The following is a 24920-nucleotide window of genomic DNA, read 5'->3' as shown; positions in this document are numbered from 1 at the left end:
AAGCCATCCACGCATGGCGTGGATCTACTTCACGAATGCCTTCTCCGCGCCGTACTCCCACTGCCACGGCACGCCGGTGTCGCCCAGCACGAAGGCCACCAGCGCCGGGAAGGTCGCTTCGGCGCGCACATCGTTGCCCAGGATCACCACGCAGCGCTGCTGCCGCTCCACGCACACCAGCGTGTTGCCCACCGCATCATCGTGGCCGCCCTTGTAGAAGCCTGCGCCTTGCGGGCCACGGAACGTCACTACGCCCAGGCCCGCCGCCAGGTCCTTGCGCTGCTGCGCCTTCGGCAACTCCGGCTGCAGGGTGGGGAACTGGCTAGCGGTGGTGATCGGCAGCTGCGGCCGCACCAGCTCCTTGCGCATCGCCGCTGACAGTCCATCGCCGCGCACGTAGCCGGCAGCGAAGCGGGCCATGTCGGCGATGGTGGTATCCATCGAACCGGCCGCACGCACGCGGCTGCGCTCATCGTGCGGCTCGGCGGTGCCCTCCATGGTCCAGCCATCGGCCAGGTTGGTGGCGAAGTCTTCGCGCCACATCATGCTGGTGCGGGTCATGCCGAAGCGGTCGAACACCCGCTGCTGCATCAACGCGCCCACATCCTCGCCCAGCCGCCCGCGCTCGATCACGAACTGCAGCAGGATCAACCCTTCGCCGGAATAGCCGTAGCGGCTGCCCGGATCGAAGTGGAACTTCAGCCGGCCGTCCGGTTCGAGGAACCCGAAGTTGGCAAAGCCACTGGCGTGGTTGAGCAGCAGGCGAGGGGTGAGCTGGCGCCAGCGCGCATCATCGGCCAGCACGCTGTAGTCGGCGTACTTCTTCGTTTCGGGCGGATAGTCCGGCAGCGGCTTGTCCAGCGCTGTGGCGATGCTGGCATCCAGATCGATCCTGCGCGTCTTGCGCCAGCTGCGCGACCAGATGGCCGAATGCCATCTTGGTCAGCGAGGCGGCATACATCACCGTATCGGTGCGCAGCGGCTCGCCTGCGGCGTTGCGTTCGCCGTAGGCAGCCACGTGCACCACCTTGCCGCCATCGATCACCGCCAGCGCCAGGCCACGCGCCTGTGCGGCCCGCATCAGCCGCTGCACTTCGGCATCGATGCGGGCCGGCGAGGGTACCGGGGGTGGTGCGGCCAGCACGGCCAGCGGGAACAGCGTCGGCAACAACAGGGCAGCACGGCGCATGCGTGGACCTCCTGGCGGGACGTGGCGCGATGCTACGCCAGCCCGCGGTCCGCGTCATGGCACGCCGGGGTCACGTCACCGCCGGCTGGCGCAGGCAGATCCGGGCGGCGCCGGCGCTGATGTCCACCTGACTGGCGACCATGGCGTCGGCGCCGAGGATCAGTGCGGGGCGAGCCTCCAGCCCGATGGACCTGAACACCGACAGTTCGCTGATCCTGACCTCCATCGCCGGGTGCTGCCAACCGGTGCCGGACATGCCGGACAGGGTGTACAACCACGTCGCCTGCGGCTGGCCCCCCAGTCCCTGCGTGCCTTTCTCGCGGACCCGCAGGCGCTCATCGCTGCCGTCGATGCGCAGGCCCAGTGCGCGGGCGGCTTCGGCATTGAGCACGGTCTGCGCGGCACCGGTGTCGACCACCGCGATGGCTTCCACTTCCGCCTCACCCAGTTTCACGGTAATGAAGGCGAAGTGTTCCAAGCCGTCGCGCCGATCAGGCAGTGCATTGGCCTGGCACTGGCGACCATCGACGCCAAGCTGCCCGGGCTTCCACAGCGCCAGCTCACCACGGCTGAAGTCCCAGCGGGTATCCCAACGGCCGGTCAGGTCGTTGCCGATCAGGCCGTCGACGGCGGGGTCATCGTCCTTCTGCAGATTGGAAAGGTCGGCCTGCACACCGCTGACGCGCAGCTGCCATCCGCCAATCCGCCAGGAGGTCGTGTGCATGCGCTGCAGCGGCGCGCTCTGGGCGCTGGCCCCCTGCGCATGCGTGGTGGCGGACCGGGGATCCTCCAGCCCGTGGCGGCGGGCTACCCGACCGTCGACGAGGGTGACCCCAGCCGCGCTGTCGACCACGAAGCGCAGCGGTTCGGCGCTTCCGTTCAGTGAGACGGCCACTGCCGGATGGTTGCCCTGCATCCACATCGGCAGCACGTGTACAGGCGGGGCGGCGGCCAGCGCGGGGAATGCAGCGGCAAGCAGGGGCAGAACGGACAGGCGCACGTTGGATCTCCGGACTAGAAGTGGAGGCCTATTGGCGTGCATCGGCGTATCCCGCGAATATCGGCGTTGATACCGTCCTGATACATGCCTGCGGGATACTGGCTGCATGAACACTCCTGCCCGGGTCATCGTTGTCGATGACGATGCCAGCATCCGTGACGCCATCGCCGACTGCCTGCTGCTGCATGGCTACCAGGTGCGCGTGGCAGCCGACGCTGCAGGCCTGGATCTGCTGCTGCTGAACGAGCGTCCGGACGCCATCATCCTGGACTGGATGATGCCCGGAGAGGACGGCCTGTCGGTGTGCCGCCGGCTGCAGGCGCGGGCCATCCCGATCCTGATGCTGTCGGCGATGGGGGCCACACCGGACCGCGTGATCGGCCTGGAAATGGGAGCGGACGACTATCTGGCCAAGCCCTTCGATCCACGCGAACTGCTGGCGCGGGTGCGTGCCCTGCTGCGCCGGCAGGACAAGCTGCGCGCCCAGGTCGCCAGCGAGCTGCGGTTTGCCGGCTGGCGATTGCTACCCGATCAGCGCCGCCTGTTCACACCCGATGGCCGTGAACTCGCGCTCAGCCGGGGGGAGTTCGCCCTGATGCTGGCGTTGGCCGAGCGCCCCGGACGCGTGCTGGGACGGGAGCAGCTGCTGCAGTTGACCCATGGCGAAGACAGCGACAGCGTCGACCGCGCCGTCGATCTGGCGATCAGCCGGCTGCGCCGCAAGCTGGGCCAGGCGGCTCCCGGCGCGGAAGCGCTTGTGCAGACGCTGCGCGGCGAAGGCTATCGCTTCGGCGCCGAGGTACATGTGCTGTGAGGGCTCGTTGGTCCACTGCACGCTGGATCGCGATGGTGGCCCTGGCCAGCCTGCTGCTGGCCACGCTGGTCAGCGTCGCGGTGGTGGGCTGGATGCCACGACCCGCACCGCCCCCCATGCGGCTGGACCAGGCCATGCAGGTCGTTCGTGGCGAACGGCCCGCCATGCCGCTGGGGCTGCATCTCGAAACCCGTGCGTCGCCGCCGCAGGGCAGCAGCAATGGCTGGCTCACCCACCTGGTTGCGTCGCAGATGGGCCTGCCGCTGGAACACGTGCGGTTGGTCTGGAGTGGCCGCGGCAAGGCGCCTGATGTGAAGGTCATCGAAGGCGGCATGGAACTCGATGGAAATGCACGGACGGACGCGTTGCAGGCGCAGGTGTCAGTGCTGACCAAGATGCAGTGGTCACCCTTTGAACTGGCGGTGCGCCAAGCTGATGGCCGATGGCACGTGGTCGGCAGCGACCACAGCGATCTGGCGGCGTGGCGTCGGCAGGTCGTGCTGGCGCTGGTAGCGGGGACCGTGCTGTTGGCACCCCTTGCCGCCTGGGCATCGGTCCGCCTGGGACGGCCGCTGCGGCGGCTGGCCGAGGCCAGTGCACAGGTCGAACTGCAGGACGGCACACCACTGCCGGACGACGGCCCACGCGAAGTACAGATGCTGGCCGCAGCGATCAGCACCGGGCGCGAGCGCCTGCGCGAACAGGCCCAGGACATGACGCGCATGCTGGCCGCAGTAGCGCACGACCTGCGCACGCCGTTGACCGGCCTGCGTCTGCGTGCGGAGTTCGCACCGCCGGCACAGGCCGCGCGGATGGTGGCTGACATCGAACGCATGGATACGATGATCGAGCAGGTGCTCGATTACGCACGCGGCGAACTGCAACCACTGCAGTTGCGGCCGCTGGATCTGGCCGCGTTGCTGGAGGAATGCGTGCACAGTGCCCTGCTGCGCGGCATCGAAATCTCCATCGAGGGACCGGATGCCCTGCCGTGGCAGGGTGACGCGCTCCTGCTGCGGCGGGCGATCGACAACCTCATCGACAACGCAGACCGCTACGCCGGTGCGGTAGACCTGCACGCCGCCATGGCAGGCAATCGGATGCAGCTGGATGTGATGGACCGCGGCCCGGGCATCGCCGAGGACGACCGCGCACGCCTGCTGCAACCCTTCCAGCGCAGCGAGAGCTCGCGCAGCCGCGCCACGGGTGGGACCGGCCTGGGCCTGGCGGTGGCGGCCAACGTCGCACGACGGCATGGGGGCGAGCTTCTGCTGCTGCAGCGTGATGGCGGCGGACTGATCGCACGCCTGCTGCTGGGGCCGGTTTCCTGATATCGCTGGGATATTAACGTAATGCCTATGCTATAGCATATGATTAGGCACCTAATCATATTGGATGAAGCCATGCTGGAAGCCAAGCACAGTGCCCTGCTGGATGAAGCGCAACGGCGCGGCCATACTGGCGTCGCGCAGCTGCGCCTGTGTTTCCAGTTGCTGTCGCTGTCATCGGCCATCGATCGCGACTGCGCCACACGCCTGGCGCCGCACGGGCTCAGTGAAGGGCGATTCACCGTGCTTTTCCTGCTGCACGGTGCCGGTGGCACGCTGCCACCGCATGAACTGGCCGAGCGCGCAGGTGTCACCCGCGCCACGATCAGTGGCCTGATCGATGGCCTGCAGCGCGAAGGGCTGCTGCAGCGGCGCAGTGACGCCGAAGATGGCAGGCGCCTGCAGATCGTGCTGACCACACAGGGGAAACGCCTTGCCGAGGCGCTGTTCAACCAGCACACGCAATGGATAGGCGGCTTGTTCAGCGGATTGGACGCGGAAGAACAGCAGCAGTTGTCGCAGCTGCTGCACAAGGTCTGGCGGCACACCGATACAGGTCGTGGGGCATGAGCGGGACCCTGACAGCTGAGCGATTGAATGCGCTCAACACTGGCCGCGTCGCCGCCAGCCATCTGGCTGAATGCCTGGCGGTGGATTTCGCTGCGCTGTTACAGGCGGTGGCACCCGCACTTGAACATGACGCGCTGCACCGCATGCGCGATGCTGAAGGCAAGGGCATCACCCAGCGCATGGCCCTGGCTGCCCGGTTGCTGCGCGAAAGCGGGCAGGGCGCTCCTGCGAAATGGCAGGAGCATGCGTCCGATTCCGTGCGTGGCTGGGCCTGCTACCTGATTGGCAGCGATGCCAGCGCAACGTTACCGGCCAAGCTGCGTGCGATGCGTCCGCTCGCCGATGATCCGCACTTCGGCGTGCGTGAGTGGGCGTGGCTCGCGCTGCGTGCAGATATCGTTGCTGCACCGTTGCAGGCGCTGGAGTGCCTGCAGCCATGGACGCAGCAAGCTTCACCCTACCTGCGTCGCTTCGCCTGCGAAGCACTGCGCCCGCGTGGCGTGTGGGCCACGCACATCGCGTTGTTCAAGCAGCACCCGGACCATGCATTGCCGCTGCTTGAAGCGCTGGCCGACGATCCGGATCGCTACGTACAGGACTCGGTTGGCAACTGGCTCAACGATGCCGGCAAGACCCAGCCGCGCTGGCTGCGCGATCTGTGCGCGCGCTGGCAGCGTGAACACGACGGCAGCGCCAACGCCTACATCCGCAGGCGCGCACTACGCTCGCTGCGGTAGTGCCGGCCGCTGGCCGGCAACCCTCAAACCCTCAAGGAAGAACCCCATGTCCCACATCTTCATCGAGCTCTACACAGCCACCCCTGCCTGGACTGCGCTCCCGCCTGACCAGCGCACCGCCTTCTTCGCCCGCATCGGCGCCGGCATGCAACAGTTCGATCCGGCCCGCATCACGCCGGTGGCGATGGGCCGCGTGGCCGCGGATGCAGCGCACGGCGGCAGCGAGCAGTTCCATGCTGTCTGGAGATGTGCGAGCCGGGAAGACGCCGATGCCCTGGTGGAAGGCATTGCCGCCACCGGTTGGCATCAGTACTTCGCCACCACCAATGTCGTCGGCGCGGACGATGGGATGGGGCAGCACCTGGCCGATCTGGCTGCCTTGTAGCGGCTCCTTCGGACGCGCATGGCACATGCGCCTGTCACCCGGACGCGGTAAACAGTGCACTGCCCCTGTCCATCCGCACGGAAGTCGATCATGCAGAGCACGCTCCAGGTAACGCTGTACGGCCCGCTTGGCGACACCCCGGCGCTGCAGCTGCCGCAGGTGGAAGGGCCGTCGGTGGCGATCCCGGAACCGCTCCTGCGGCGGCTGGTATCCGACCTTTACACCGCCCGTTCCCTGCTCAATCCCGAGCAGCTGGATGAGGCCCGGCAGGAACTGGGGCGCGTGCTGGAGCGCTGGGCCGACATCCATGAAGGCCTGCTGCTGGACGTGGAAGTGCATGGCAGATGAGCGACTTCGCGTGCCTGGCGCCGCATGGATGGCCCAGGTGCGCGACTCGCTGAACCGCGCCCCCAGTTGCGGATGAAACATTTTGCACTGCGCAGAAGCTGTGCTATCAATAGAACCCATGAACGCAGCCCCCACCAGCTTTTACTGGTATTACTTTCCGAAGCCACTGGCGGAGGAAGGACTGCGCTCACCCTGAAGAAAGCTTCAGACGCATTCCCGAAAGCCGCCAGCGAACCTGGCGGCTTTTTTCATGCCGCCACGCTGGGGACCCCCAACGTTCCGGAGACCTCCCCCCAATGCCCCCGCACACCGACGACCTGCGTATCCGCACCATCGAACCGCTGACACCGCCTGCCCAGCTGCTGGCGATGCTGCCGTGTGACGATGAAGCCTCCGACACCGTCAGCGCCTCGCGCGCGGCCCTGCACCAGATCCTGCATGGCCGTGACGACCGCCTGGCGGTGGTGGTCGGCCCGTGCTCGATCCACGACCCGCACGCCGCCATCGAATACGCCCAGCGCCTGAAGCCGCTGCGTGACGCACTGGCCGGCGAGCTGGAAATCGTCATGCGCGTGTACTTCGAGAAGCCGCGTACCACGGTGGGCTGGAAGGGCTTGATCAACGATCCGGACCTGGATGGCAGCTTCAGGATCGACAAGGGCCTGCGCATCGCCCGTGGCCTGCTGCGCGACATCAACAAGCTGGGCCTGCCGGCCGGCGTCGAGTTCCTCGACGTGATCTCGCCGCAGTACATTGCCGATCTGGTGGCCTGGGGTGCCATTGGTGCGCGCACCACCGAAAGCCAGGTGCACCGCGAACTGGCCTCGGGACTGTCGTGCCCGGTCGGCTTCAAGAACGGCACCGATGGCAACGTGAAGATCGCCGCCGACGCGGTGGGTGCTGCTTCGAATCCGCATCATTTCCTGTCGGTGACCAAGCAGGGCGGCACCGCCATTGTTTCGACCACCGGCAACCCGGATTGCCATGTGATCCTGCGCGGCGGCAAGCAGCCGAACTACGATGCGGCCAGCGTGGGCGAGGCCTGCCAGGCGCTGGCCAAGGCCAAGCTGCCGACGCGCCTGATGATCGACGCCAGTCATGCCAACAGCCTGAAGAACCCCGAGAACCAGCCGAAGGTGATCGAAGACATCGCCGTTCAGTTGGAAGACGGCGAACAGCGCATCGTCGGTGTGATGATCGAGAGCCATCTGGTCGGTGGCCGCCAGGAACTGGTGGAAGGCCAGCCGCTGGTCTACGGGCAGAGCATCACCGATGGCTGCATCGACTGGGACACCACCGTGACGGTGCTGGAGCGACTGGCTGCGGCCGTGCGCGCCCGTCGTGAAGTGAAGGTGTCCGAAGCCGCCTGAGTGCGGCATGTGTGTGGATGGCGGCCAGCGCCTGCGGGGGTGCGGCCGCGATCAGGGTCGGTCGGAGTTGGAGGCCGACCCGTCCGCACCGGCGATGCGCCTGGCGCTGCGTATGTGCGACAGCGCCAGGTACATCGCCGGGGTGGTGCAGGCTTTGACTGGTAGCGCCGGGCCATGCCCGGCGAACACGCCATCGTTCAATGCACCTCGTCGTGATACACGAACTTCGGCATTTCCCAGCGGTATTGGATCGCCAACAGGCGCAGCGCAAACCCGCCACCGAGGCAACACAGGATCGCGGTGGCGTCGGCCACGCCCCAGTGCAGCAGCAACAGATACGCCGCGCCGGTCAGCAGCGCGATGATCGCGTACAGCTCCTTCTGGAAGATCAGCGGTACTTCGTTGCAGAGGATGTCGCGCAGCACGCCGCCGAACGCACCGGTCAGCATGCCGGCGATCAGCACGATCGGCATCGCATGGCCCGCTTCGCGTGCGATCGAGCAGCCGATCAGGGTGAAGGCGATGAGGCCCAAGCCATCGAGCACGAGGAAGGTACGGCGGAAGTGGTGCATCCAGCGCGCCACCCATGTGGCGATCAGCGCCGCGCACACGGTGAAGCCCAGGTACTCGGGGTGCTTCACCCAGCCCAGCGGGTAGTGGCCGAGCAGGATGTCGCGCAGCGAACCGCCACCGAGTGCGGTGACGCAGGCGATCATGACCACGCCGAACAGGTCCATGCGGCGGCGGCCGGCGGACAGCGCGCCGGTCATGGCTTCGGCGGAAATGGCGATCAGGTAGATGATGGACAGCAGCATGGGACAGGCTCCGGGCGCGGTGGGGCCGGCCATGCGCCTATACCGCCACTGCCTGCGCAATGACGGGATGACGATGACCGGTGCCGCTCCCGCTGTCCTTTTGCCTGAGAGTTCAGCGGCATGGGCCGCGTGCCCCTTCGGCGGATCGTCCCGGGCGTGCCCGGTGACCTCTCTCCAGCTCGGCGAGTCGAATGCATGGTTGGTGGGATTCCAGCCCACCGGCCTGAGCGATCATGGGAGCCTGCGCCTTCGGCGGGCGCCAGCGCGGCGCCTCTCTCCTGCATTCGGCCGCCAGTATATCCGCTGCAGTGCAGCACGGCATAATCCAGGCATGGCCCCGTCCCTCCGCCCGTGGTTCCTGTACCTGCTCGAATGCCGGGATGGCAGCTATTACGCAGGTATCAGCACCGACGTTGACGCGCGTTTCGCCGCCCACCAGGCCGGCAAGGGCGCGCGCTACACCCGGGCCCGGCCGCCACTGCGCGTGCTGGCCGTACGCGAATACCCGGACCGTTCCGCCGCCTCGCGCGCCGAGTGGCAGCTCAAGCAGCAGCCGCGCGAACGCAAGCTGGCCTGGCTGCAGGCGCCGGATCCCGCGCTTCTGTAGAGCCGAGCCCGTGCTCGGCTGTTGTTGCTGCTGCTGCCTGATGGTCAAGCCGAGCATGGGCTCGGCTCTACAGTAGATCCACGCCACGCGTGGATGGGCTACCCGGCCCGTGCGATGATCGCCTCGCGCCCAGCGCTGGAGACCCGGATGTCCACGATCGCCCTGCTGTTCGCCCTTTCCGCAGCCATAAGCCCCGCCGCCGACCCGGCCACCATCGAGGCCATCGAAGCCACCTGCCATGACTACGTCGACGGCCAGCTGGAGGCGGACCCACAGCGCGTCGCACGGTCCCTGCACCCGGACCTGGCCAAGCGCGCGGTCCTCGGTGATACACCCGATGAGCGCCTTGGCCTGCGCCGGATGTCGAAGGAAGAGCTGGTCTCACTGACGAAGCAGGGCGCGCTGAAGACCCCGAAGGAGCAATGGGACCGCCGCTGCACGGTGCTGGATGTGACCGGCAGCGCCGCCTCGGTGCGGCTGGAAACACCGTGGTTCGTCGATTACTTCCACATGGGGCGCTTCGGGCAGCGCTGGGTCATCGTCAACGCACTGTGGTACCCGAAGCCGAAGGCGCAGTGACCGATGCGTGCCGCCGGCAAGGCATGGATCTCCGTCGTCGTGCTGGTCGCCGGCATCGCGCTGCTGCCTGGCCTGCTGTACCTGCTCGGGCTGACGCTGGTCGAAGGCCGGCCGCAGCCGGCAGACCGTGTGCCGAGTGGTGTGGCTGCGTGCACCAGTGAACCACGAACGGGATACCAGCCGATGAACCCGTGGCGTTTCATCGCCCAGTTCTTCGACAAGGACGTGATGAAGAAGAAGGTGCCTGAAGTGGAGCGGGAGGCCTTCTGGATTGCCCGACGCCACCTGTGGCGGCAACCGCAGCAAGACATGCTGCGCTGGCATCTCAGCAGCACCGCATTGACGATCTGGATCACCCGGCATTGGAGTACCGCGCAGATTGCCGACACCGCGAGAAAAGAGGATTTCTGCCGGGCATGGTCGAAACGGCGGGTGCCGGGCGGCCCGATGAGGAAGTAGAGCCACGCCATGCGTGGCTGAGCCCCATGCGGCCTGCACAGGCGCTCATCCACGCATGGCGTGGATCTACTGCAAGGGGTCAGAGCCCTTTCCTGCGGAAAGGGATCCGACCCCTGTTGCGTGCAGCCCTACCGCTTCGGCCGCCGGTCGTCGCGGTCATCACCGAAGATGATGCGTGCGCTGCGCTGGTAGCTCCAGTACGCCACCGCCCAGTTCAGCAGCACCACGATGCGGTTGCGGAAGCCGATCAGGAAGAACACGTGCGCGGCCAGCCAGAACCACCAAGCCAGCACACCAGATAACTGCAGCCGGCCCAGGTGCACGATCGCGGCCATGCGGCCGATCGTGGCGAGGTTGCCGTAGTCGGCGTACTTGAACGGACCGGGTTCGGGCTTGCCGTGCAGGCGCGCGCGGATCACCTCGGCCACGTACTTGCCCATCTGCTTGGCCGCGGGCGCCACACCGGGCACCGGCTTGCCATTGGCCTGGTTCAGCGCGGCCAGGTCGCCGGCCACGAACAGCTCCGGGTGACCGGGCAGGGTCAGGTCCGGTTGCACCTGCACGCGTCCGGCGCGGTCCAGCGGCACGTCCAGCGTGCGCGCCAGCGGTGAAGCGGCCACGCCGGCGGCCCACACCACGGTGCGTGCCGGCACGAACTGATCGCCGAGCTTGAAACCCTGGCTGTCGATGTCGCTCACCGGGGTACCCGTCAGCACTTCCACGCCGAGCTTTTCCAGCTGCCGGCGCGCCTTCAGCGAAAGGACTTCCGGGAACGAGGACAGCACGCGCGGACCGGCCTCGACCAGCCGCACCTTGGCGCTGGCCGGGTCGATGTGGCGGAATTCATTACGCAGCGTGTGGCGCGCGATTTCGGCCAGCGTGCCGGCCAGCTCGACGCCGGTAGGGCCGCCGCCGACGATGGCGAAACTCAGCCACGCCGCTTTCTTTGCCGGGTCCGGTTCGGCCTCGGCGCGTTCGAAGGCCAGCAGCAGCTTGCGGCGAAGTGCGATGGCATCGTCCAGCGTCTTCAGGCCGGGCGCATCATCGGCCCATTGGTCGTTGCCGAAGTAGGCGTGGGTGGCGCCGGTGGCCAGCAGCAGGCTGTCGTAGTCCAGCGCGCTGCCATCGGCCATGCGGATCTGCCGGGCCTGCTTGTCGATGACCACCACTTCGCCCAGGCGGACTTCCACATTGCGCTGGTGGCCGAGGATGTGGCGCAGCGGTGCGGCGATATCCGGCGCGGACAGGCCCGCGGTGGCCACCTGGTACAACAGCGGCTGGAACAGATGATGGTTGCGGCGGTCGACCAGGGTGATACGCATGCGCTCGCGGGCCAGGGCACGGGTGGCCCAGAGACCGGCAAAACCGCCGCCGACAACGACCAGGTGGGGAACGCGCTCGCGACTCATCGACTCACTCCAGTGGGGGCATTGGGGGAAGCGCCTGGCATCTTCGCACGGCGACCGCCTGTCACGTCAGCGCCCGCGTGGATCGGCGATACTCGGGTTCAGGCAACCGCCCGCGAGGAGTCCATGAGCGAACCGGAAAAGCGCATCGCCCTGTTGATCGACGCCGACAACGCGCCGGCCTCGAAGATCGACGAAGTGCTGGCCGAAGTGGCCCGCTACGGCGTGGCCAACGTGCGCCGCGCCTACGGCAACTGGAAGAGCCCGCGATTGAAGGGCTGGGAAGCCGTGCTGCACGAATACGCGATCCGCCCGATCCAGCAGTTCGCCTACAGCAAGGGCAAGAACGCCTCGGACATGGCGATGGTGATCGATGCCATGGACCTGCTGTACGCGCGCAATCTGGACGGCTTCGCCATCGTGTCCAGCGATGCCGACTTCACCCCGATGGTGATGCGCCTGCTGACCGATGGCGTGAAGGTGTATGGCTTCGGCGAGAAGAAGACGCCGGAGCCCTTCGTCAATGCGTGCTCGAAATTCACCTATCTGGAAGCGCTGGGCCAGACCCATGCCAGCGTGCCGGATACCGAACAGGCGTCCAGCGAACAGGCATCGAATGAGCCGGTGGCCAACGACGATGCCCGGCCGCGCAAGAGTGGTGCGGAAATGCGCAGCGACACGCGGCTGGTGAAGATGCTGCGTCGCGCGGTGTCCTCGGCCGAGGGTGAGGATGGCTGGTCGCACCTGGGACCGGTCGGCAGCCAGATCGGCAACCAGGCCTCGTTCGACCCGCGGAACTACGGCTACGGCAAGCTCAGCGATCTGCTGGCGGCGATCGGCCTGTTCGAGCTGAAGAAGGACGGCAAGTCGTCCTACGTGCGCGCGCTGCCAAAAAAGAACCGGTAGTGCCGGCCACTGGCCGGCACATCACCCAAACGGGTCAGATCACCCGTGCTTCCGAATTCGCATAGCCGTCGGCGAACCCGGCGGCGAAATCCTCAACGCCGTTGAAGGCCAGCAGCAACAGGCCCGCACACAGCAGCAGATTGCGATTGGAGCGGCGGTAGCCCAGCACCAGCATCCCCAGCCCTGCTGCCAGCAGAACGTAGTTCAAAGCATCCCATGCAGTCACGTCGTCTCTCCCTGTGGATGGGCGTATCGTAGCGTTTCCGCGCCACCGTGGCGCACCGCTGCAGGCAAGGAAATCCGCAATGTTGAAGATCTGGGGCCGCCGCAATTCCAGCAACGTCCGCAAAGTACTGTGGTGTGCCGAGGAGATCGGTCTGCCGTATGAATCCATCGAAGTCGGTGGCAGCCATGGCGGCACGCAGACGCCGGAATACCAGGCGATGAATCCCAATGGCCTGGTACCGGTGATCGAAGACCACGGCCTGCCGCTGTGGGAATCGAACGCCATCGTGCGCTATCTGAGCGCACGCTACGCATTGGGCACGCTGTACGCCGAAGACCCGATGGAGCGCGCCCAGGCCGAGAAGTGGATGGACTGGAGCACCTCGCGGATGGCGCCGCTGTACAGCGACCTGATCTGGGGCATCATGCGCACCGCCCCGGCCGACCGCGACGAAGCGCGGATCAGCGCGGCCATCGTCCGTGCCGGTGACTACCTGGCGATGGCCGATGCCACCCTGGCCAGGCAGCCGTGGCTGTCGGGCGAAAAATTCGCGATGGGTGACATCCCGCTGGGCTCGCTGATCTACGCCTGGTTCGAACTGCCGATCCAGCGCCCGGAGCTTCCGCACCTGGCCGAATGGTACGCCCGCCTTCGCCAGCGTCCCGCCTACCAGCGCGGCGTGATGTCGCCGCTGACCTAAGCGAGAGCGTTCGGGGTCAGAGCCCTTTTCTGCGAAAAGGGATCCGACCCCAATACCGCGGGGTCGGATCCCACCCGACGGGTGGGCTCTGACCCCTCAATACAGATCCGTCGGATCCACATCCAGCGACCAGCGCACCTTGCGTGCTTCCGGCAGCGCGTACAGCTGTGGCACCAGCTGCCCGAGCACGCCGTGCAGTGGCGGCCGGTGCACGGCAGACAGCAGCAGCTGCGTGCGCTGGTAGCCGGCGCGCCGCGGCATTGGCGCCGGCATCGGCCCATACGCCTCCACCACGTTCTGCTCGCCCAGCAGCTGTCGCGCTGCCAGCAGGAACGCATTGGCATGCTCCACCTGCTGCGCTTCGGCGCGCATCAGCGCCAGATGCGCGAAGGGGGGGAATCCGGCGGCCTGGCGCTGGTTCAATTCGGCCTGTGCGAACGGGTGGTAGCCACCGCTGACCAGCGTTTCCAGCAGTGGATGCCCGGGGTGATGGGTCTGCAGCCAGACCTCGCCGGGATCACGTGCACGACCCGCACGGCCCGCCACCTGGATCAGCTGCTGCGCCAGTTTCTCGCTGGCGCGGAAGTCGGCCGAGAACAGGCCTTCATCAATGCCGACCACCACCACCAGGGTCAGCTTGGGCAGGTCGTGGCCCTTGGCCAGGATCTGCGTGCCGACCAGGATGCCGGGCTGGTCGCCCAGTTTCGCCAGCTGTTGTTCCAGTGCATCGCGGCGTGACGTGGTGCCGCGGTCGATGCGCACAACCGGAAAATCGGCGAAGGCGGCGGTGAGATGCTCTTCCAGGCGCTCGGTGCCGATGCCCTGCGGTTGCAGCGCCAGGCTCCCGCACGCGGGGCATGCCAGCGGTGCCGGTTGCCGCGCGCCACAGTGATGGCACTGCAGGCGACGGCCGCCGCCATGCACGGTCATCGGCGCATCGCAGCGGTTGCACGGTGCGGTCCAGCCGCAGTCGTGGCACAGCAGCACCGGTGCGTAGCCACGGCGGTTCTTGAACACCAGCACCTGCTGGCCGCGCTGCAGGTGCTCACTGATGCCGGCCAGCACATCGGCCGACAGGCCATCGTGCAGCGGCCGCTTGCGCACGTCGAGGATGCGCACGCGCGGTGGCCGCGCATCACCGGCACGCTGCTTCAGGCGCAGGTGGGTGTAGCGCCCGGCATAGGCGTTGTGCAGCGTTTCCAATGAAGGCGTAGCGCTGCCCAGCAGCACCGGGATGCCCAGCGCCTTGGCCCGCACCAGGGCGAAATCGCGTGCGTGGTAGCGGATGCCATCCTGCTGCTTGTAGCTGCCGTCATGTTCCTCGTCGACGATCAGCAGGCCGGCCTGCGGCAGTGGCGTGAACACCGCCGAGCGGGTGCCGACGATGACCCGCGCTTCGCCGCGGGAGGCCGCTGCCCAGACGCGCGCGCGCTCGTTGTCGTTCAATCCCGAGTGCAGGGCATGCACGGCGATGCCGAGGCGGCCGCGGAAGCGTGCCAGGGTCTGCGGGGTGAGGCCGATTTCCGGCACCAGCACCAGCGCCTGCCTGCCTTGCGCCAGGCAGTGGATGATGGCCTGCAGGTAGACCTCGGTCTTGCCGCTGCCGGTTACGCCATCCAGGAGGAACGGTTGGAAGCCCTCGACTGCGTTGATTGCCGCCACGGCCTCGGCCTGGTCCGGGTTGAGGGTGGGGCCGGGCAGTGGCTGCGCGTGCTGCGGCGCCACGCTCAGCGCTACGCGCTCGGCCAGTTCCCGCTTGGCGAGGCTGCGCGCGGCGGTGCGCCAGTCGTCCATGCGTTCTCCCAGCACGTCTTCATCGACGATGGCGTCGGCCAGCAGTTCGGCCAGTTGCCGGGGGCGGCTGCCGGCACGCAGTTTTTCGCGCTGGGCGCGGCCTTCGGCGGTCAGCTGCCAGCCCCAGTGGTGGGTGTCGGGCAGGGCGTCGCCATGGCGCAGCGGGCCCGGCAGGGCGGTGCTCAGCACCTCGCCCAGCGGCGCATGGGTGTAGCGCGCCAGCCACTGCAGGCTCTGCCACAACTCGCCCTGCAGCAGCGGTTGCGGGTCGCACCACGCCAGGGCCTGGCGTAGTCCCTGGCCGTCATCGGTCTGGCCGTGGCCGACCACCACGCCGACCAGCTCGCGGTTGCCGAACGGCACCTTCAGGCGGCAGCCGACCGCGACCGTGGGCCCATCGCCCTCCGGCGACAGGTAGTCGAACAGGCGTGGCAGCGGGACGGGCAGGGCGACCTGCAGGGTCGGAATGGGTGAAAGCATCGGGCCAGTGTAACGGGCCATGCGCGCGCGAATGGCAGGGGGCGGAGGCGGCCGGGGAGCCCCCGTTGAATCATAAATGTCACCTAAATATCGGTGTCCATTGGAGATTCAGTCTTATCCACATGTTCTGTGGATAACGTTGTGCGTTACCGGTCGACGGGAACGCAGGAGGCCGATGGCGACGAGCTCACGCTTGGGTTGGTCAAAAAATCGCCACACTTCAAAGTCATTCAAAATCAACAACTTGAGTGTGAAACATTGCTGAAACAGAGTGAATTCAGCTGGATGCCGCAGTTTTCCCCGAGGCGGGCGTGGTGCTGTGCACAACCTGCAGCACGAAGTGCCTTTGGGCGCAAGTCCTACGGGTGCCGAGGGGCTGCCGCTATCATGCTGGCAGACCTTTGGAGTGACCGATGACGGCTGTGCCCGCCCCTGTTTCCTCGACCGCGGCCGGCGCGCTGTCGGCGTTCCTGCGCGGCGTCGAGCGCCGCGCCCTGGTGGTGGCTGAGCTGCAGTGCGGCGACGCCGCGCGTGCCGAGCAGACCCTGGTGGCGGTGATGCGCGCCTTTGCCGCGGTGGCCAGCGACCTGCCGATGGCGCAGTGGCCGACCCGCTTCTGGACCCTGCTGGGCCAGCGCCAGGCGCTGCGCGAGCCGGTGGGCGGCCAGTGGTTGCCGCCGTTGGCTGCGCTGGGCGAGATGGCGCCGCTGTCACGCTTGGCGCTCCTTCTGCGGGTGGGCGGCAGTCTGGACGAGGGCATCGCCATGCGCGTGCTCGATCAGGACGAAGCGGGCTACCAGCACCTGCTGGCCGATGCCTGCCCCCGCGATGCACATGGCCAGCCCGATGCGTCGGCCTGGCGCCAGCTGGCCGAACAGGTGCAGCTGCGCATCCGCGACCTGCCGGCCAAGCGCCTGCAGCAGCTGCAGCAGCCAGCTGCACCAGCCGCCAGCAATGAAGCTCCCTCGACCAGTTGGCGCGCACCGCAGCGCGATGATCGTGCGGCCGCCCAGGGCAAGCGGCGGCGGCCCAATGCCAGGCCGCGCTGGCGCGGTCCGGTGATCCTGCTGGTGACGGTGGCGGTGCTGTTGGCCGCGGCGCTGGGCTGGCGCTACTGGCAAGTACATTCATCCGGTAGCGATGCTCCTCTGCCGGAAGGCGTCGTGGGTGAAGCTGGCCCGGTCACGGTGGAAGCGCTTCCGCCGAGCAAGGTCAACGCTACGCCGGATGCGACCCCGGCCCAGGCCTCCGACGACGCCACGATGCTGGCTGATCGCGACTATCCGCTGGTGGCTGATGCCGATCTGTATGCCTGGACCGCCGCGGGCGGCCCGTTGCCGGTGGATGAATCGCAATCCAGACCGAGCCGGCCGGAGCCGGCCAGCGCCACGCTGGAAACCGCTGCTGCCGATGAATAAGACCGTATTCGCCAGCCTGCTGCTGGCCCTGCCGCTGTCGCTGTCCGCTGCGCCGCAGACCTTGAACGTCCCATTGCCGCCGCCGGTGCCGGCCACCTCATCTGCCGCGCCAGCGCCGGCAGCTGCACCTGCTGCGCCCGCATCGTTTGCCCAGCTCGATGCTCCGCAGCAGCGTCAGCGCCGAGCCGACTACGCGGCCTGGCGCGCCCTGCCGGAGAGCGAGCGGGAGCGCATCCGGCAGGCTGCGGCGCGGTTCAACGCGCTGCCGGCGGACCAGCAGCAGCGTCTGCGCCAGCAGTTCCAGGCGCAGGACCAGGCCTTCCGTGAAGGCTGGCGGCTGGGCCCGCAGCTGGGACTGGAGTTCCCCAAGCTGCATGGCCTGTTCGGCTTCGTGCCACCGGAACAGCGCGAGGCCGCGCTGGCCGTGCTGCGCCAGCTCAGCCCGGCGCAGCTGGCCCAGCTGACCTTGGTCGCGCAGCGCACGCCACCGCAGGAACGCGACACGGTGCGTGGCGCGTTCCTCGCCGTGCCCGCCGCCGAGCGCGACACCTGGCTCAAGCGCCAGGCCGGCCAGTAAACCCGAAGGCGTAGCGTCGACGGGTAACCTCGACAGGGTAGAGTCGACTGTCAGTCGACTTCCGCGCGCAGCGCGGGGTTTTCGCGGTCCTGTATGAAGAGCAGTCGACTGACAGTCGACTCTACAGGGGGGCGTCTTTTCCGGTAACGCGATCGCAACGCGTGATGCCGGGGCCTGCCGGAACCCGGCATTCACGCCATGTCATGGGAATGCGCGCGTTGCGCGCGTAAGATGACCGGCCGCAACCCGGTGCCTGTGCCCTTCGCGCGCAACCGTAGTTCGCGTCAAGCACCTTATGTCTACTGCAACCTCCACGCCGCGCTTCAGCAAGGAAGTCGGCGCCACCGGTCTGCTCGCCCTGCCGCTTGTGCTCGGGCATGTGTCCACCGGCCTGATCTCCTTCGTCGACAACGTGATTGCCGGCCACCACGCCACCGCGACCCTGGCTGCGGTGACCATCGGCACGGCGCTGCTGTGGCTGCCGATGCTGATCCCGATCGGCACCCTGATCTCGCTTACCGCATCGGTGTCGCAGCTGCATGGCGCCGGCCGCGAGCGCGAGATCGGCCCGCTGTTCCGCCAGGCACTGTGGCTGGCGCTGGGCCTGGGCCTGATCATGTTCACCTTCCTCACCGTGGTGCCACCGCTGCTGCCGGCGTTCGGCATCGCGCCGGACATCGTGCCGGGTGCCACCGCGTTCCTGCATGCGGTGCGCTGGGGTGGTCCGGCGCTGACCCTGTACTTCTGCATGCGCTACCTCAGCGAGGGCATGCACTGGACGCTGCCGACCATGCTGCTCGGCTTCGGCGGCCTGCTGGTGCTGGCGCCGATGGGCTACGTGCTGGCCAACGGCAAGCTCGGCTTCCCGGAAATGGGCGCGGAGGGCCTCGGCATCGCCTCGGCGGTGATGATGTGGCTGCAGGCGATCGCGTTCGCCACCTACCTGTGGTTCACCAAGCGCTTCGCCCACCTGCAGCTGTTCTCGCACTTCGAGGGGCCGCGCTGGAAGGCGATCTGGGAATTGCTGCGCACCGGCCTGCCGATCGGCATCACCGTGCTGATGGAAGGCGGCCTGTTCATCGTCACCGCGCTGCTCATCGGCCGCCTCGGTGCCAATGAAGCGGCCGCGCACCAGATTGCGATCAACGTGGCGCAGCTGTGCTTCATGATCCCGATGGGCGTGGCCGAGGCCACCACCGTGCGCGTCGGCCATGCGGTCGGCCGCGGCGATGGCTTTGGTGTGCGCCGCGCGGCGTGGGCCGGTTACGCGATCATCATGGGCACGCAGACGCTGTCGGCGGCGGTGCTGCTGTTCGGCCACGACGCCATCGTCGGTGTCTACACCAACGACCTGGCGGTGGCCGGCCTGGCCTCGACGCTGCTGCTGTACGCGGCTACCTTCCAGTTCCCGGATGGCATCCAGGTGCTGTCGGCCGGTGCGCTGCGTGGCCTGAAGGACACCCGCGTGCCGATGTTCATCGCCATGTTCGCGTACTGGGGCCTGGGCATGCCGCTCGGCGCCGGGCTCGGCCTGGGCCTGGGCATGGGCCCGCAGGGCATGTGGATCGGCCTGATCGTCGGCCTGACCGCCGCCGCCATCCTGATGGGCTGGCGCCTGCGCCGCAGCAGCCTGCGCATCGGCCAGTCGATGCTGTCCTGATCCTCCCGCCTGCCATGCCGACCCATGGCGGGCGATCCCCTGACTTGTGTCCGATGCCGCATCACGCGGCACCGGCTATGCTGGTACCACGGCAAGAAGCCATCCGGAGCGCTCCATGAATCAACCCGTGCCCCCACTGCCCCCGGCGCGTCGCAATCCCGTCGCCAGTTTCTTCATCGGGCTGTGGGACGTCATGAACTTCACCCGCCGGTTGATTCTCAACCTGGTGTTCTTCGGCCTGCTGTTCCTGCTGCTGGTGATGTTCGTCATCGCCGCCGGCATGGGCGCCGGTGCCAGCAAATCGCTGCAGGACCGCACCACCCTGGTGATCGCGCCGGAAGGCCGCCTGGTCGAGCAGTTCAGCGCTGATCCGGTCAGCCGTGCGCTGGCCAAGGCGGTGGGCGACAACGGCGCCGAAGAGATCCAGCTGCGCGACCTGTTGCGGGTGATCGAGTCGGCCAAGGAAGACAAGAAGATCGAGCGCGTGGTGCTGGAGCTGGACAAGCTGCAGCCGTCGGGCTTCGCCTCGCTGCGTGAAGTGGCCGCGGCGCTGCAGGACCTTCGTGCGTCCGGCAAGCAGCTGGTGGCCTACAGCGAGAGCATGGGCCAGTCGCAGTACCTGCTGGCCGCACAGGCCGACGAGGTCTACCTGGACCCGATGGGGTCGGTGGTGCTCGAGGGCCTGGGCCGCTACCGCCAGTACTTCCGCACCGGCCTGCAGGACAAGCTGGGCGTGGACGTGCACCTGTTCAAGGTGGGCGAGTACAAGTCCGCCGCCGAGCCGTACGTGCTTGATGCGGCGTCGCCGGCTTCGAAGGAAGCCGACCTGTTCTGGATGAACGATGTGTGGCAGCGCTACCTGGCCGACATCGCCAAGGCACGCCGCCTGGATCCGGCACAGCTGGCCGCCGGCATCGACACGCTGCCGGAAGGCATCGCCGCCGCCGGTGGCGACCTGGCCAAGTTCGCCCTGCAGCAGAAGCTGGTGACCGCACTGAAGACCCGCGAGGAATTCGAGGATCTGATGATCGAGCGCGGGGTGGCCGACGACGATGCCGACGGCGGTTTCCGCAACGTCGACTTCGGTCGTTACCTGGCCCTGCTCGACGCGCGCCGCAACCCGGTGGACTCGCGTCCGCAGGTGGCGGTGGTGGTGGCCGAAGGCGAGATCAGCGGCGGTGACCTGCCGGCCGGCCGCATCGGTGGCGAATCGACTTCGGCGCTGCTGCGTGCCGCGCGTGACGACGAGAACGTGAAGGCCGTGGTGCTGCGCGTGGATTCGCCGGGCGGTGAAGTGTTCGCCTCCGAGCAGATCCGCCGCGAAGTGGTGGCGCTGCAGGCCGCCGGCAAGCCGGTGGTGGTGTCGATGGGTGACCTGGCCGCTTCCGGTGGCTACTGGATCAGCATGAACGCCGATCGCATCTACGCCGATCCGTCGACCATCACCGGTTCGATCGGCATCTTCGGCATGGTGCCGAACTTCAGCCGCGCGCTGGACAAGATTGGCGTGCATACCGACGGCGTGGGCACCACCCGCTTCGCCGGTGCCTTCGACGTCACCCGCCCGATGGACCCGGCCGTGGGCCAGGTCATCCAGACGGTGATCAACAAGGGCTATGCCGACTTCACCGGTCGCGTCGCCGATGCCCGCAAGAAGCCGGTCGAGGCGGTCGATGAAGTGGCCCGTGGCCGCGTGTGGAGCGGTGCGCAGGCCAAGGAACGTGGCCTGGTCGACGCCTTCGGTGGCCTGAAGGACGCCGTGGCCGATGCCGCCAGCCGTGCCAAGCTGGGCAAGGCCGATGCCTACCGCGTGCGCTACATCGAGAAGGCGGCGACGCCGTTCGCGCAGTTCGTCAGCGGTTTCGCCGGCAGCCGCGCCGGTGCTTGGATGCTGTCCGACTCGGGCATGGCGAGGATGATGCTGGCGCGCACGATGCCGGAAGTGGACACCCAGTTGCGCTTCGTCGAGAACGCGGCCCGCGAGAAGGGCAATGGCGCGCCGGTGAAGGCGCTGGCGTATTGCTTCTGCGGGTTCTGATCGGAAAGCATCCACGCATGGCGTGGATCTCTTGGAAACGCCCGGCTTCGGCCGGGCGTTTTCGTTCATGGGGTCGGATCCCTTTGCTCAGAAAAGGGCTCTGACCCCACAAGCGACCCGTCATTGCGTCGCGTCGGCTTCGGCCTTGCGCTCGCGTGCAGCGGCCTCTTCCACGGCCTTCCGTGCGACCTTCGCACGGTCCAGCGGCTCCTGCATCGCGCGCGACATCGCCTTGGGCACCGGTGGCTTCTCCGGGTTCGGCGTCGGCGGCCGCTGGCAGGCCACCAGCAGCACGCTGGCCAGCAGGGACGAGGACAGGGTCAGGATGCGCATGGCGGCTCTCCGCGGTGGGCGTAGGTGCAGTGTCGCATCCCCGGCAGGGGGCCACCGTGAGCGCGTATCCTTGCCGCATCGAAATGCAGCGGGCGCGGCCCCGGAGGACACATGACCCAGCAACGGTGGCGCCTGGACGGCCAGACGGCCCTGATTACCGGCGCCAGCGCCGGTATCGGCCTGGCCATCGCGCATGAACTGGCCGGCTTCGGCGCTGACCTGATGATCGTCGGGCGCGACATCGACATGCTGGAGACCGCGCGCGACGAGCTGCTGGACGTGTATCCGCAGATGCAGGTGCACGCGCTGGCCGCCGATGTCTCCGACGACGAAGACCGCCGCCAGATCCTGGACTGGGTGGAAGACCACAGCGATGGCCTGCACATCCTGGTCAACAACGCCGGTGGCAACGTCACCAAGGCGGCCACGGAGTATTCCGAGGACGAATGGCGGAAGATCTTCGAGACCAACCTGTTCTCGGCGTTCGAGCTGTCGCGCTACGCGCATCCACTGCTGGCTCGCCACGCATCTTCGTCGATCGTCAACGTCGGCAGCGTGTCCGGCCTGACCCACGTGCGCAGCGGCGTGGTCTACGGCATGACCAAGGCCGCGATGCACCAGATGACCCGCAACCTGGCCGTCGAGTGGGCCGAGGATGGCATCCGGGTCAATGCCGTGGCGCCGTGGTACATCCGCACGCGGCGGACCTCCGGTCCGTTGTCGGACCCGGATTACTACGAGGAAGTGATCAACCGCACGCCGATGCGCCGCATTGGCGAGCCGGAGGAAGTGGCCGCGGCCGTGGGCTTCCTGTGCCTGCCGGCCGCCAGCTATGTCACTGGTGAGTGCATCGCGGTGGATGGCGGTTTCCTGCGTTACGGGTTCTGATCGCTCTGCTGTAGAGCCGAGCCCATGCTCGGCTGCATTCCGCCAACGGCAGCCGAGCATGGCTCGGCTCTACAACAGATCCACCCCTTGGGCTGGTGCGGCCATGCCGCCGCTGTCACCCCGGTACCGGGCAGGTACTGGCCTCCAGCACGCCCTGCAGCCGCTCGCGTTCTCCGCGCGCGGTTTCGCGGTTCTCCGGCGCGGCGAAGCGCTCACGGCCGCGGGCATCGCGGAAGCGCTGCTGCCAGCTGCCGCATCGCTGTGCTTCGGGCAGTTCCTCGCAACGGTCGCGCACGACTTCGCAGCCGGCCGCGTTCATCGGCGTGACCCCGCCCAGGCCCTGCACCGTCATCGGTTCGCAGCGGCCGGGTGATGCCTCGTACTCGTGCAGATAGCTACCACCCTGTCCGTCGGTGCACTGGAAGATCGGGGGAAGTGGTGGCTTCGGTGGTCCGTTGCCTGCTTCGGCACGAGCGTCGGCATCACGGCGCAGGGTCGCACTGTCGAGAATCTGGTTGCCACCTTCGCGTTCAACCATTCCCGCTTCCATGATGGTGCGCCCTTCGTCCGCGCGCCTTGGTGCCGCTGCGGCCGCAGGCACTGCTTCGGGCCTGGTCGGAGCCGCGGCGGGCGTCCTGGTGACAACAGGTGCTGGTGCCTGGGGCGCGGCGACCACCGCCGGCTGTGCACTGGCCGGCTCGGGCACGCGCAGCACCTGCTGCTTGGTTCCGGACGGGCAGGGCGTACGTTGCAGGGTCGGTATGTCGCTGTTGCTGGACGTGCAGCGGTACACCACGCCGGCTTCGGCCAGTGCCGTGCCGGGCAACAACGCCAGGGCCAGCCAGATCAGTCTGTTCATGCCTACAGCGTACAGGCTGCGATGCCGGGCTGCGCTCAGCGCTGGCAGTCGCGTGACAGGCGCGCGTCGATGCCACGCTGCTCGTTGCTGATGGCGGTGCGCTCGCTCTGCAGTGCGCTGTTGTAGCGACGATCCAGTTCCCAGCGGCGGTCGCGCAGGCGTGCGCAGACCTCCTGCGGCGGCAGCGCGTGGCAACTGTCGCGCACCAGCACGCTGCCGGCCGGGACCTGCACGCCCACGCCGACTGCCGGCGGCCGGTAACCTGCACCCTCGCCGACGGGCGAACCGATCGGTGTGCCGATGGCCGGGCGCGGACCCGGGTAGGCCGGGCCCCGATGCCCGTGTGGCAGCCAGACGCTGGTCCACAACGGCACCCATCGCGGATTGCCCTCGTTGCTGTCGCTGGTATAGCGCTGGCCGTCGTCGCGCACGCATTCGTACAGCGGCTGCGGCGGTTGGATGTAGACGTGGCGGACCTCGCGGTCACGCATCACCGGAGCTTCGTCCGGCGGTGCGGGCGAAGCATCGCTGCGAACCACCCGCGGCGCTGGATCGCGCGGGCGCTGCAGGTCGCGGACTTCCTGGCGGCCGCTGTTGCAGGGCGTGTCCTGCAGGGCCACCGCACCGTTGCTGGCGACGCAGCGGTAAACGCGCACATCCTCGGCCGCCGGTGCCATCGATGGCAGCAGCAGGCACAGTCCCAGGGCGGTGCGCAGCAGGTTCATGAAGGCAGGGTGCGTGATTGTCCGGGGCAGCGCAATTGGCCGATCAGGAGCGCAGCACGTTGCCGCTGAGCGCGTCGCGGATCGGGGTGGGCTGGGCCAGGCCACCGGTTTCGCCATCGAGGATGCCGTCGAGCAGGCGCAGCAGGCGTGGATCCAGTTCTTCGCGGCGGCGCGCTGGGGGCTCGCCGGCCAGGTTGGCGCTGGTGGAGACCAGCGGGCCTCCCCAGGCACGGCAGAGTTCGGCCACCAGCGGGTGGGCGCTGATGCGTACGGCGATGCCGCTGTGCTCTCCGGTGACCCACGGCTGGGCACGGGGTCCGGCCGGCAGGATCCAGGTGTTGGCGCCGGGCCAGCTGGCCAGTACTGCGCGTTGGCGTGCATCCGGCAGCGCCTGCAGGCGCACCCAGCCTTCCAGCTGAGGCAGTTCGGCGGCAACGAGGATCATGCCCTTCTCGATCGGTCGCTGTTTCAACCGCAGCACCGTGTGCACTGCCGCTTCGTGCGAAGGGTCACAGCCCAGGCCCCAGACCGCTTCGGTCGGGTAGGCGATCACGCCGCCCGCGCGGAGCGTGGCGACAGCAGAGTCCAGCGTGAGTTCTTTCATGGCGGCGACCGGCCCGGCGTGGGCCTTCATTATCCCCCTGCAGCGTGCAGAGGGGGTGGAACCTGCAACCCGGGTGGGTGCGGACCGTTGGCCCGCACTCGCCTC

Annotated in this window: 26 protein-coding genes, 1 pseudogene and 2 riboswitches; of the genes and pseudogenes, 17 read left to right on the top strand and 10 right to left on the bottom strand. The window is 67.8% G+C overall.

Features of this window, described 5'->3' with window-relative positions:
• Positions 1 to 24: 24 nt before the first annotated feature.
• Both AASM09_RS19905 and AASM09_RS19900 read right to left on the bottom strand, forming a co-directional pair.
• Positions 25 to 1189, bottom strand: a pseudogene (locus tag AASM09_RS19905) (serine hydrolase domain-containing protein).
• A gap of 70 nt (positions 1190 to 1259) precedes the next feature.
• A complete protein-coding gene (locus AASM09_RS19900; RefSeq protein WP_049432078.1) occupies positions 1260 to 2189 on the bottom strand; it encodes a pepsin/retropepsin-like aspartic protease family protein in 930 nt (309 codons plus the stop codon).
• Between the two features lie 106 nt (positions 2190 to 2295).
• Between AASM09_RS19900 and AASM09_RS19895 the strand changes: the two genes are divergently transcribed.
• From AASM09_RS19895 to AASM09_RS19865, 7 genes are all read left to right on the top strand, one after another.
• The gene (locus tag AASM09_RS19895; protein WP_049432076.1) at positions 2296 to 3003 is read left to right on the top strand and encodes a response regulator transcription factor; all 708 of its coding nucleotides are present in this window, start codon (positions 2296 to 2298) and stop codon (positions 3001 to 3003) included.
• 32 nt (positions 3004 to 3035) lie between these two features.
• Positions 3036 to 4334, top strand: a complete 1299-nt coding sequence (locus AASM09_RS19890) for a sensor histidine kinase (RefSeq protein WP_049432072.1) — start codon at positions 3036 to 3038, stop codon at positions 4332 to 4334.
• 72 nt (positions 4335 to 4406) lie between these two features.
• On the top strand, positions 4407 to 4901 hold the full coding sequence (locus AASM09_RS19885) for a MarR family winged helix-turn-helix transcriptional regulator (RefSeq protein ID WP_049432069.1): 495 nt from the start codon (positions 4407 to 4409) through the stop codon (positions 4899 to 4901).
• Entirely contained in the window at positions 4898 to 5638 is a 741-nt protein-coding gene (locus AASM09_RS19880; RefSeq protein ID WP_049432067.1) for a DNA alkylation repair protein, read from the top strand. Before AASM09_RS19885 ends, AASM09_RS19880 begins: the two co-directional genes overlap by 4 nt.
• 46 nt (positions 5639 to 5684) lie before the next feature.
• Positions 5685 to 6023 carry a DUF6616 family protein gene (locus tag AASM09_RS19875; protein ID WP_100443701.1) on the top strand — a complete coding sequence of 113 codons (339 nt, stop codon included), beginning with the start codon at positions 5685 to 5687 and terminating at the stop codon, positions 6021 to 6023.
• 90 nt (positions 6024 to 6113) lie between these two features.
• Positions 6114 to 6371 (top strand): hypothetical protein, encoded by a 258-nt coding sequence (locus AASM09_RS19870; protein WP_049426991.1) that lies wholly within the window; start codon positions 6114 to 6116, stop codon positions 6369 to 6371.
• 296 nt (positions 6372 to 6667) lie between these two features.
• On the top strand, positions 6668 to 7741 hold the full coding sequence (locus AASM09_RS19865) for a 3-deoxy-7-phosphoheptulonate synthase (RefSeq protein WP_049426992.1): 1074 nt from the start codon (positions 6668 to 6670) through the stop codon (positions 7739 to 7741).
• Between the two features lie 197 nt (positions 7742 to 7938).
• Here AASM09_RS19865 and AASM09_RS19860 read toward each other — a convergent pair whose 3' ends face one another.
• Positions 7939 to 8556, bottom strand: a complete 618-nt coding sequence (locus tag AASM09_RS19860; protein WP_049426993.1) for a trimeric intracellular cation channel family protein — start codon at positions 8554 to 8556, stop codon at positions 7939 to 7941.
• A gap of 84 nt (positions 8557 to 8640) precedes the next feature.
• A riboswitch (glycine riboswitch) is annotated at positions 8641 to 8744 on the bottom strand.
• A 13-nt stretch (positions 8745 to 8757) separates the two neighbouring features.
• Positions 8758 to 8847, bottom strand: a riboswitch (glycine riboswitch).
• 40 nt (positions 8848 to 8887) lie between these two features.
• Between AASM09_RS19860 and AASM09_RS19855 the strand changes: the two genes are divergently transcribed.
• The 3 genes from AASM09_RS19855 (at position 8888) to AASM09_RS19845 (ending at position 10201) form a co-directional block, all read left to right on the top strand.
• Positions 8888 to 9163 carry a GIY-YIG nuclease family protein gene (locus AASM09_RS19855; RefSeq protein WP_049426995.1) on the top strand — a complete coding sequence of 92 codons (276 nt, stop codon included), beginning with the start codon at positions 8888 to 8890 and terminating at the stop codon, positions 9161 to 9163.
• Between the two features lie 147 nt (positions 9164 to 9310).
• On the top strand, positions 9311 to 9742 hold the full coding sequence (locus AASM09_RS19850; RefSeq protein WP_049427681.1) for a nuclear transport factor 2 family protein: 432 nt from the start codon (positions 9311 to 9313) through the stop codon (positions 9740 to 9742).
• 3 nt (positions 9743 to 9745) lie between these two features.
• Positions 9746 to 10201 (top strand): hypothetical protein, encoded by a 456-nt coding sequence (locus AASM09_RS19845; RefSeq protein ID WP_049427680.1) that lies wholly within the window; start codon positions 9746 to 9748, stop codon positions 10199 to 10201.
• A gap of 128 nt (positions 10202 to 10329) precedes the next feature.
• Here the strand turns inward: AASM09_RS19845 and AASM09_RS19840 are convergent, their stop codons facing one another.
• The gene (locus AASM09_RS19840; RefSeq protein WP_049427525.1) at positions 10330 to 11610 is read right to left on the bottom strand and encodes an NAD(P)/FAD-dependent oxidoreductase; all 1281 of its coding nucleotides are present in this window, start codon (positions 11608 to 11610) and stop codon (positions 10330 to 10332) included.
• A 123-nt stretch (positions 11611 to 11733) separates the two neighbouring features.
• Here AASM09_RS19840 and AASM09_RS19835 point away from each other — a divergent pair, with 123 nt between their 5' ends.
• Positions 11734 to 12513, top strand: a complete 780-nt coding sequence (locus AASM09_RS19835) for an NYN domain-containing protein (protein ID WP_010481148.1) — start codon at positions 11734 to 11736, stop codon at positions 12511 to 12513.
• A gap of 34 nt (positions 12514 to 12547) precedes the next feature.
• Here AASM09_RS19835 and AASM09_RS19830 read toward each other — a convergent pair whose 3' ends face one another.
• On the bottom strand, positions 12548 to 12739 hold the full coding sequence (locus AASM09_RS19830; protein ID WP_152906551.1) for a hypothetical protein: 192 nt from the start codon (positions 12737 to 12739) through the stop codon (positions 12548 to 12550).
• Positions 12740 to 12818: 79 nt separating this feature from the next.
• On the opposite strand from AASM09_RS19830, the gene AASM09_RS19825 reads away from it, so the two are divergent.
• Positions 12819 to 13439 (top strand): glutathione S-transferase family protein, encoded by a 621-nt coding sequence (locus tag AASM09_RS19825; protein ID WP_049427522.1) that lies wholly within the window; start codon positions 12819 to 12821, stop codon positions 13437 to 13439.
• 96 nt (positions 13440 to 13535) lie between these two features.
• Here the strand turns inward: AASM09_RS19825 and AASM09_RS19820 are convergent, their stop codons facing one another.
• Positions 13536 to 15713, bottom strand: coding sequence for a primosomal protein N' (locus AASM09_RS19820; RefSeq protein ID WP_049427526.1), 2178 nt, complete (start codon positions 15711 to 15713; stop codon positions 13536 to 13538).
• 413 nt (positions 15714 to 16126) lie between these two features.
• Here AASM09_RS19820 and AASM09_RS19815 point away from each other — a divergent pair, with 413 nt between their 5' ends.
• From AASM09_RS19815 to sppA, 4 genes are all read left to right on the top strand, one after another.
• A complete protein-coding gene (locus AASM09_RS19815; RefSeq protein WP_049427521.1) occupies positions 16127 to 17131 on the top strand; it encodes a hypothetical protein in 1005 nt (334 codons plus the stop codon).
• Positions 17124 to 17708, top strand: a complete 585-nt coding sequence (locus AASM09_RS19810) for a DUF3106 domain-containing protein (RefSeq protein WP_049427519.1) — start codon at positions 17124 to 17126, stop codon at positions 17706 to 17708. Before AASM09_RS19815 ends, AASM09_RS19810 begins: the two co-directional genes overlap by 8 nt.
• A 295-nt stretch (positions 17709 to 18003) precedes the next feature.
• Entirely contained in the window at positions 18004 to 19368 is a 1365-nt protein-coding gene (locus AASM09_RS19805) for an MATE family efflux transporter (protein ID WP_014038646.1), read from the top strand.
• A gap of 115 nt (positions 19369 to 19483) precedes the next feature.
• Positions 19484 to 21406, top strand: a complete 1923-nt coding sequence (sppA, locus tag AASM09_RS19800) for a signal peptide peptidase SppA (protein ID WP_049427515.1) — start codon at positions 19484 to 19486, stop codon at positions 21404 to 21406.
• A 120-nt stretch (positions 21407 to 21526) separates the two neighbouring features.
• Here the strand turns inward: sppA and AASM09_RS19795 are convergent, their stop codons facing one another.
• Positions 21527 to 21739, bottom strand: coding sequence for a hypothetical protein (locus AASM09_RS19795; protein ID WP_049427513.1), 213 nt, complete (start codon positions 21737 to 21739; stop codon positions 21527 to 21529).
• 111 nt (positions 21740 to 21850) lie between these two features.
• On the opposite strand from AASM09_RS19795, the gene AASM09_RS19790 reads away from it, so the two are divergent.
• Entirely contained in the window at positions 21851 to 22627 is a 777-nt protein-coding gene (locus AASM09_RS19790) for an SDR family oxidoreductase (RefSeq protein WP_019660789.1), read from the top strand.
• Positions 22628 to 22742: 115 nt separating this feature from the next.
• Here AASM09_RS19790 and AASM09_RS19785 read toward each other — a convergent pair whose 3' ends face one another.
• The 3 genes from AASM09_RS19785 to AASM09_RS19775 are packed head-to-tail and all read right to left on the bottom strand — an operon-like array spanning position 22743 to position 24845.
• Complete coding sequence (locus tag AASM09_RS19785; RefSeq protein ID WP_100443700.1) at positions 22743 to 23486, bottom strand: hypothetical protein; 744 nt, start codon at positions 23484 to 23486, stop codon at positions 22743 to 22745.
• A gap of 35 nt (positions 23487 to 23521) precedes the next feature.
• The gene (locus tag AASM09_RS19780; RefSeq protein ID WP_049428924.1) at positions 23522 to 24211 is read right to left on the bottom strand and encodes a DUF4124 domain-containing protein; all 690 of its coding nucleotides are present in this window, start codon (positions 24209 to 24211) and stop codon (positions 23522 to 23524) included.
• Between the two features lie 43 nt (positions 24212 to 24254).
• Positions 24255 to 24845, bottom strand: a complete 591-nt coding sequence (locus AASM09_RS19775) for a Sua5/YciO/YrdC/YwlC family protein (protein ID WP_080354994.1) — start codon at positions 24843 to 24845, stop codon at positions 24255 to 24257.
• Positions 24846 to 24920 lie beyond the last annotated feature (75 nt).

The sequence above is a fragment of the Stenotrophomonas maltophilia genome (assembly GCF_039555535.1).
GTDB lineage: Bacteria > Pseudomonadota > Gammaproteobacteria > Xanthomonadales > Xanthomonadaceae > Stenotrophomonas > Stenotrophomonas maltophilia_Q.
Note: the sequence above shows the minus strand (reverse complement) of the source record. Positions and strands in the feature narration are given on the sequence as shown.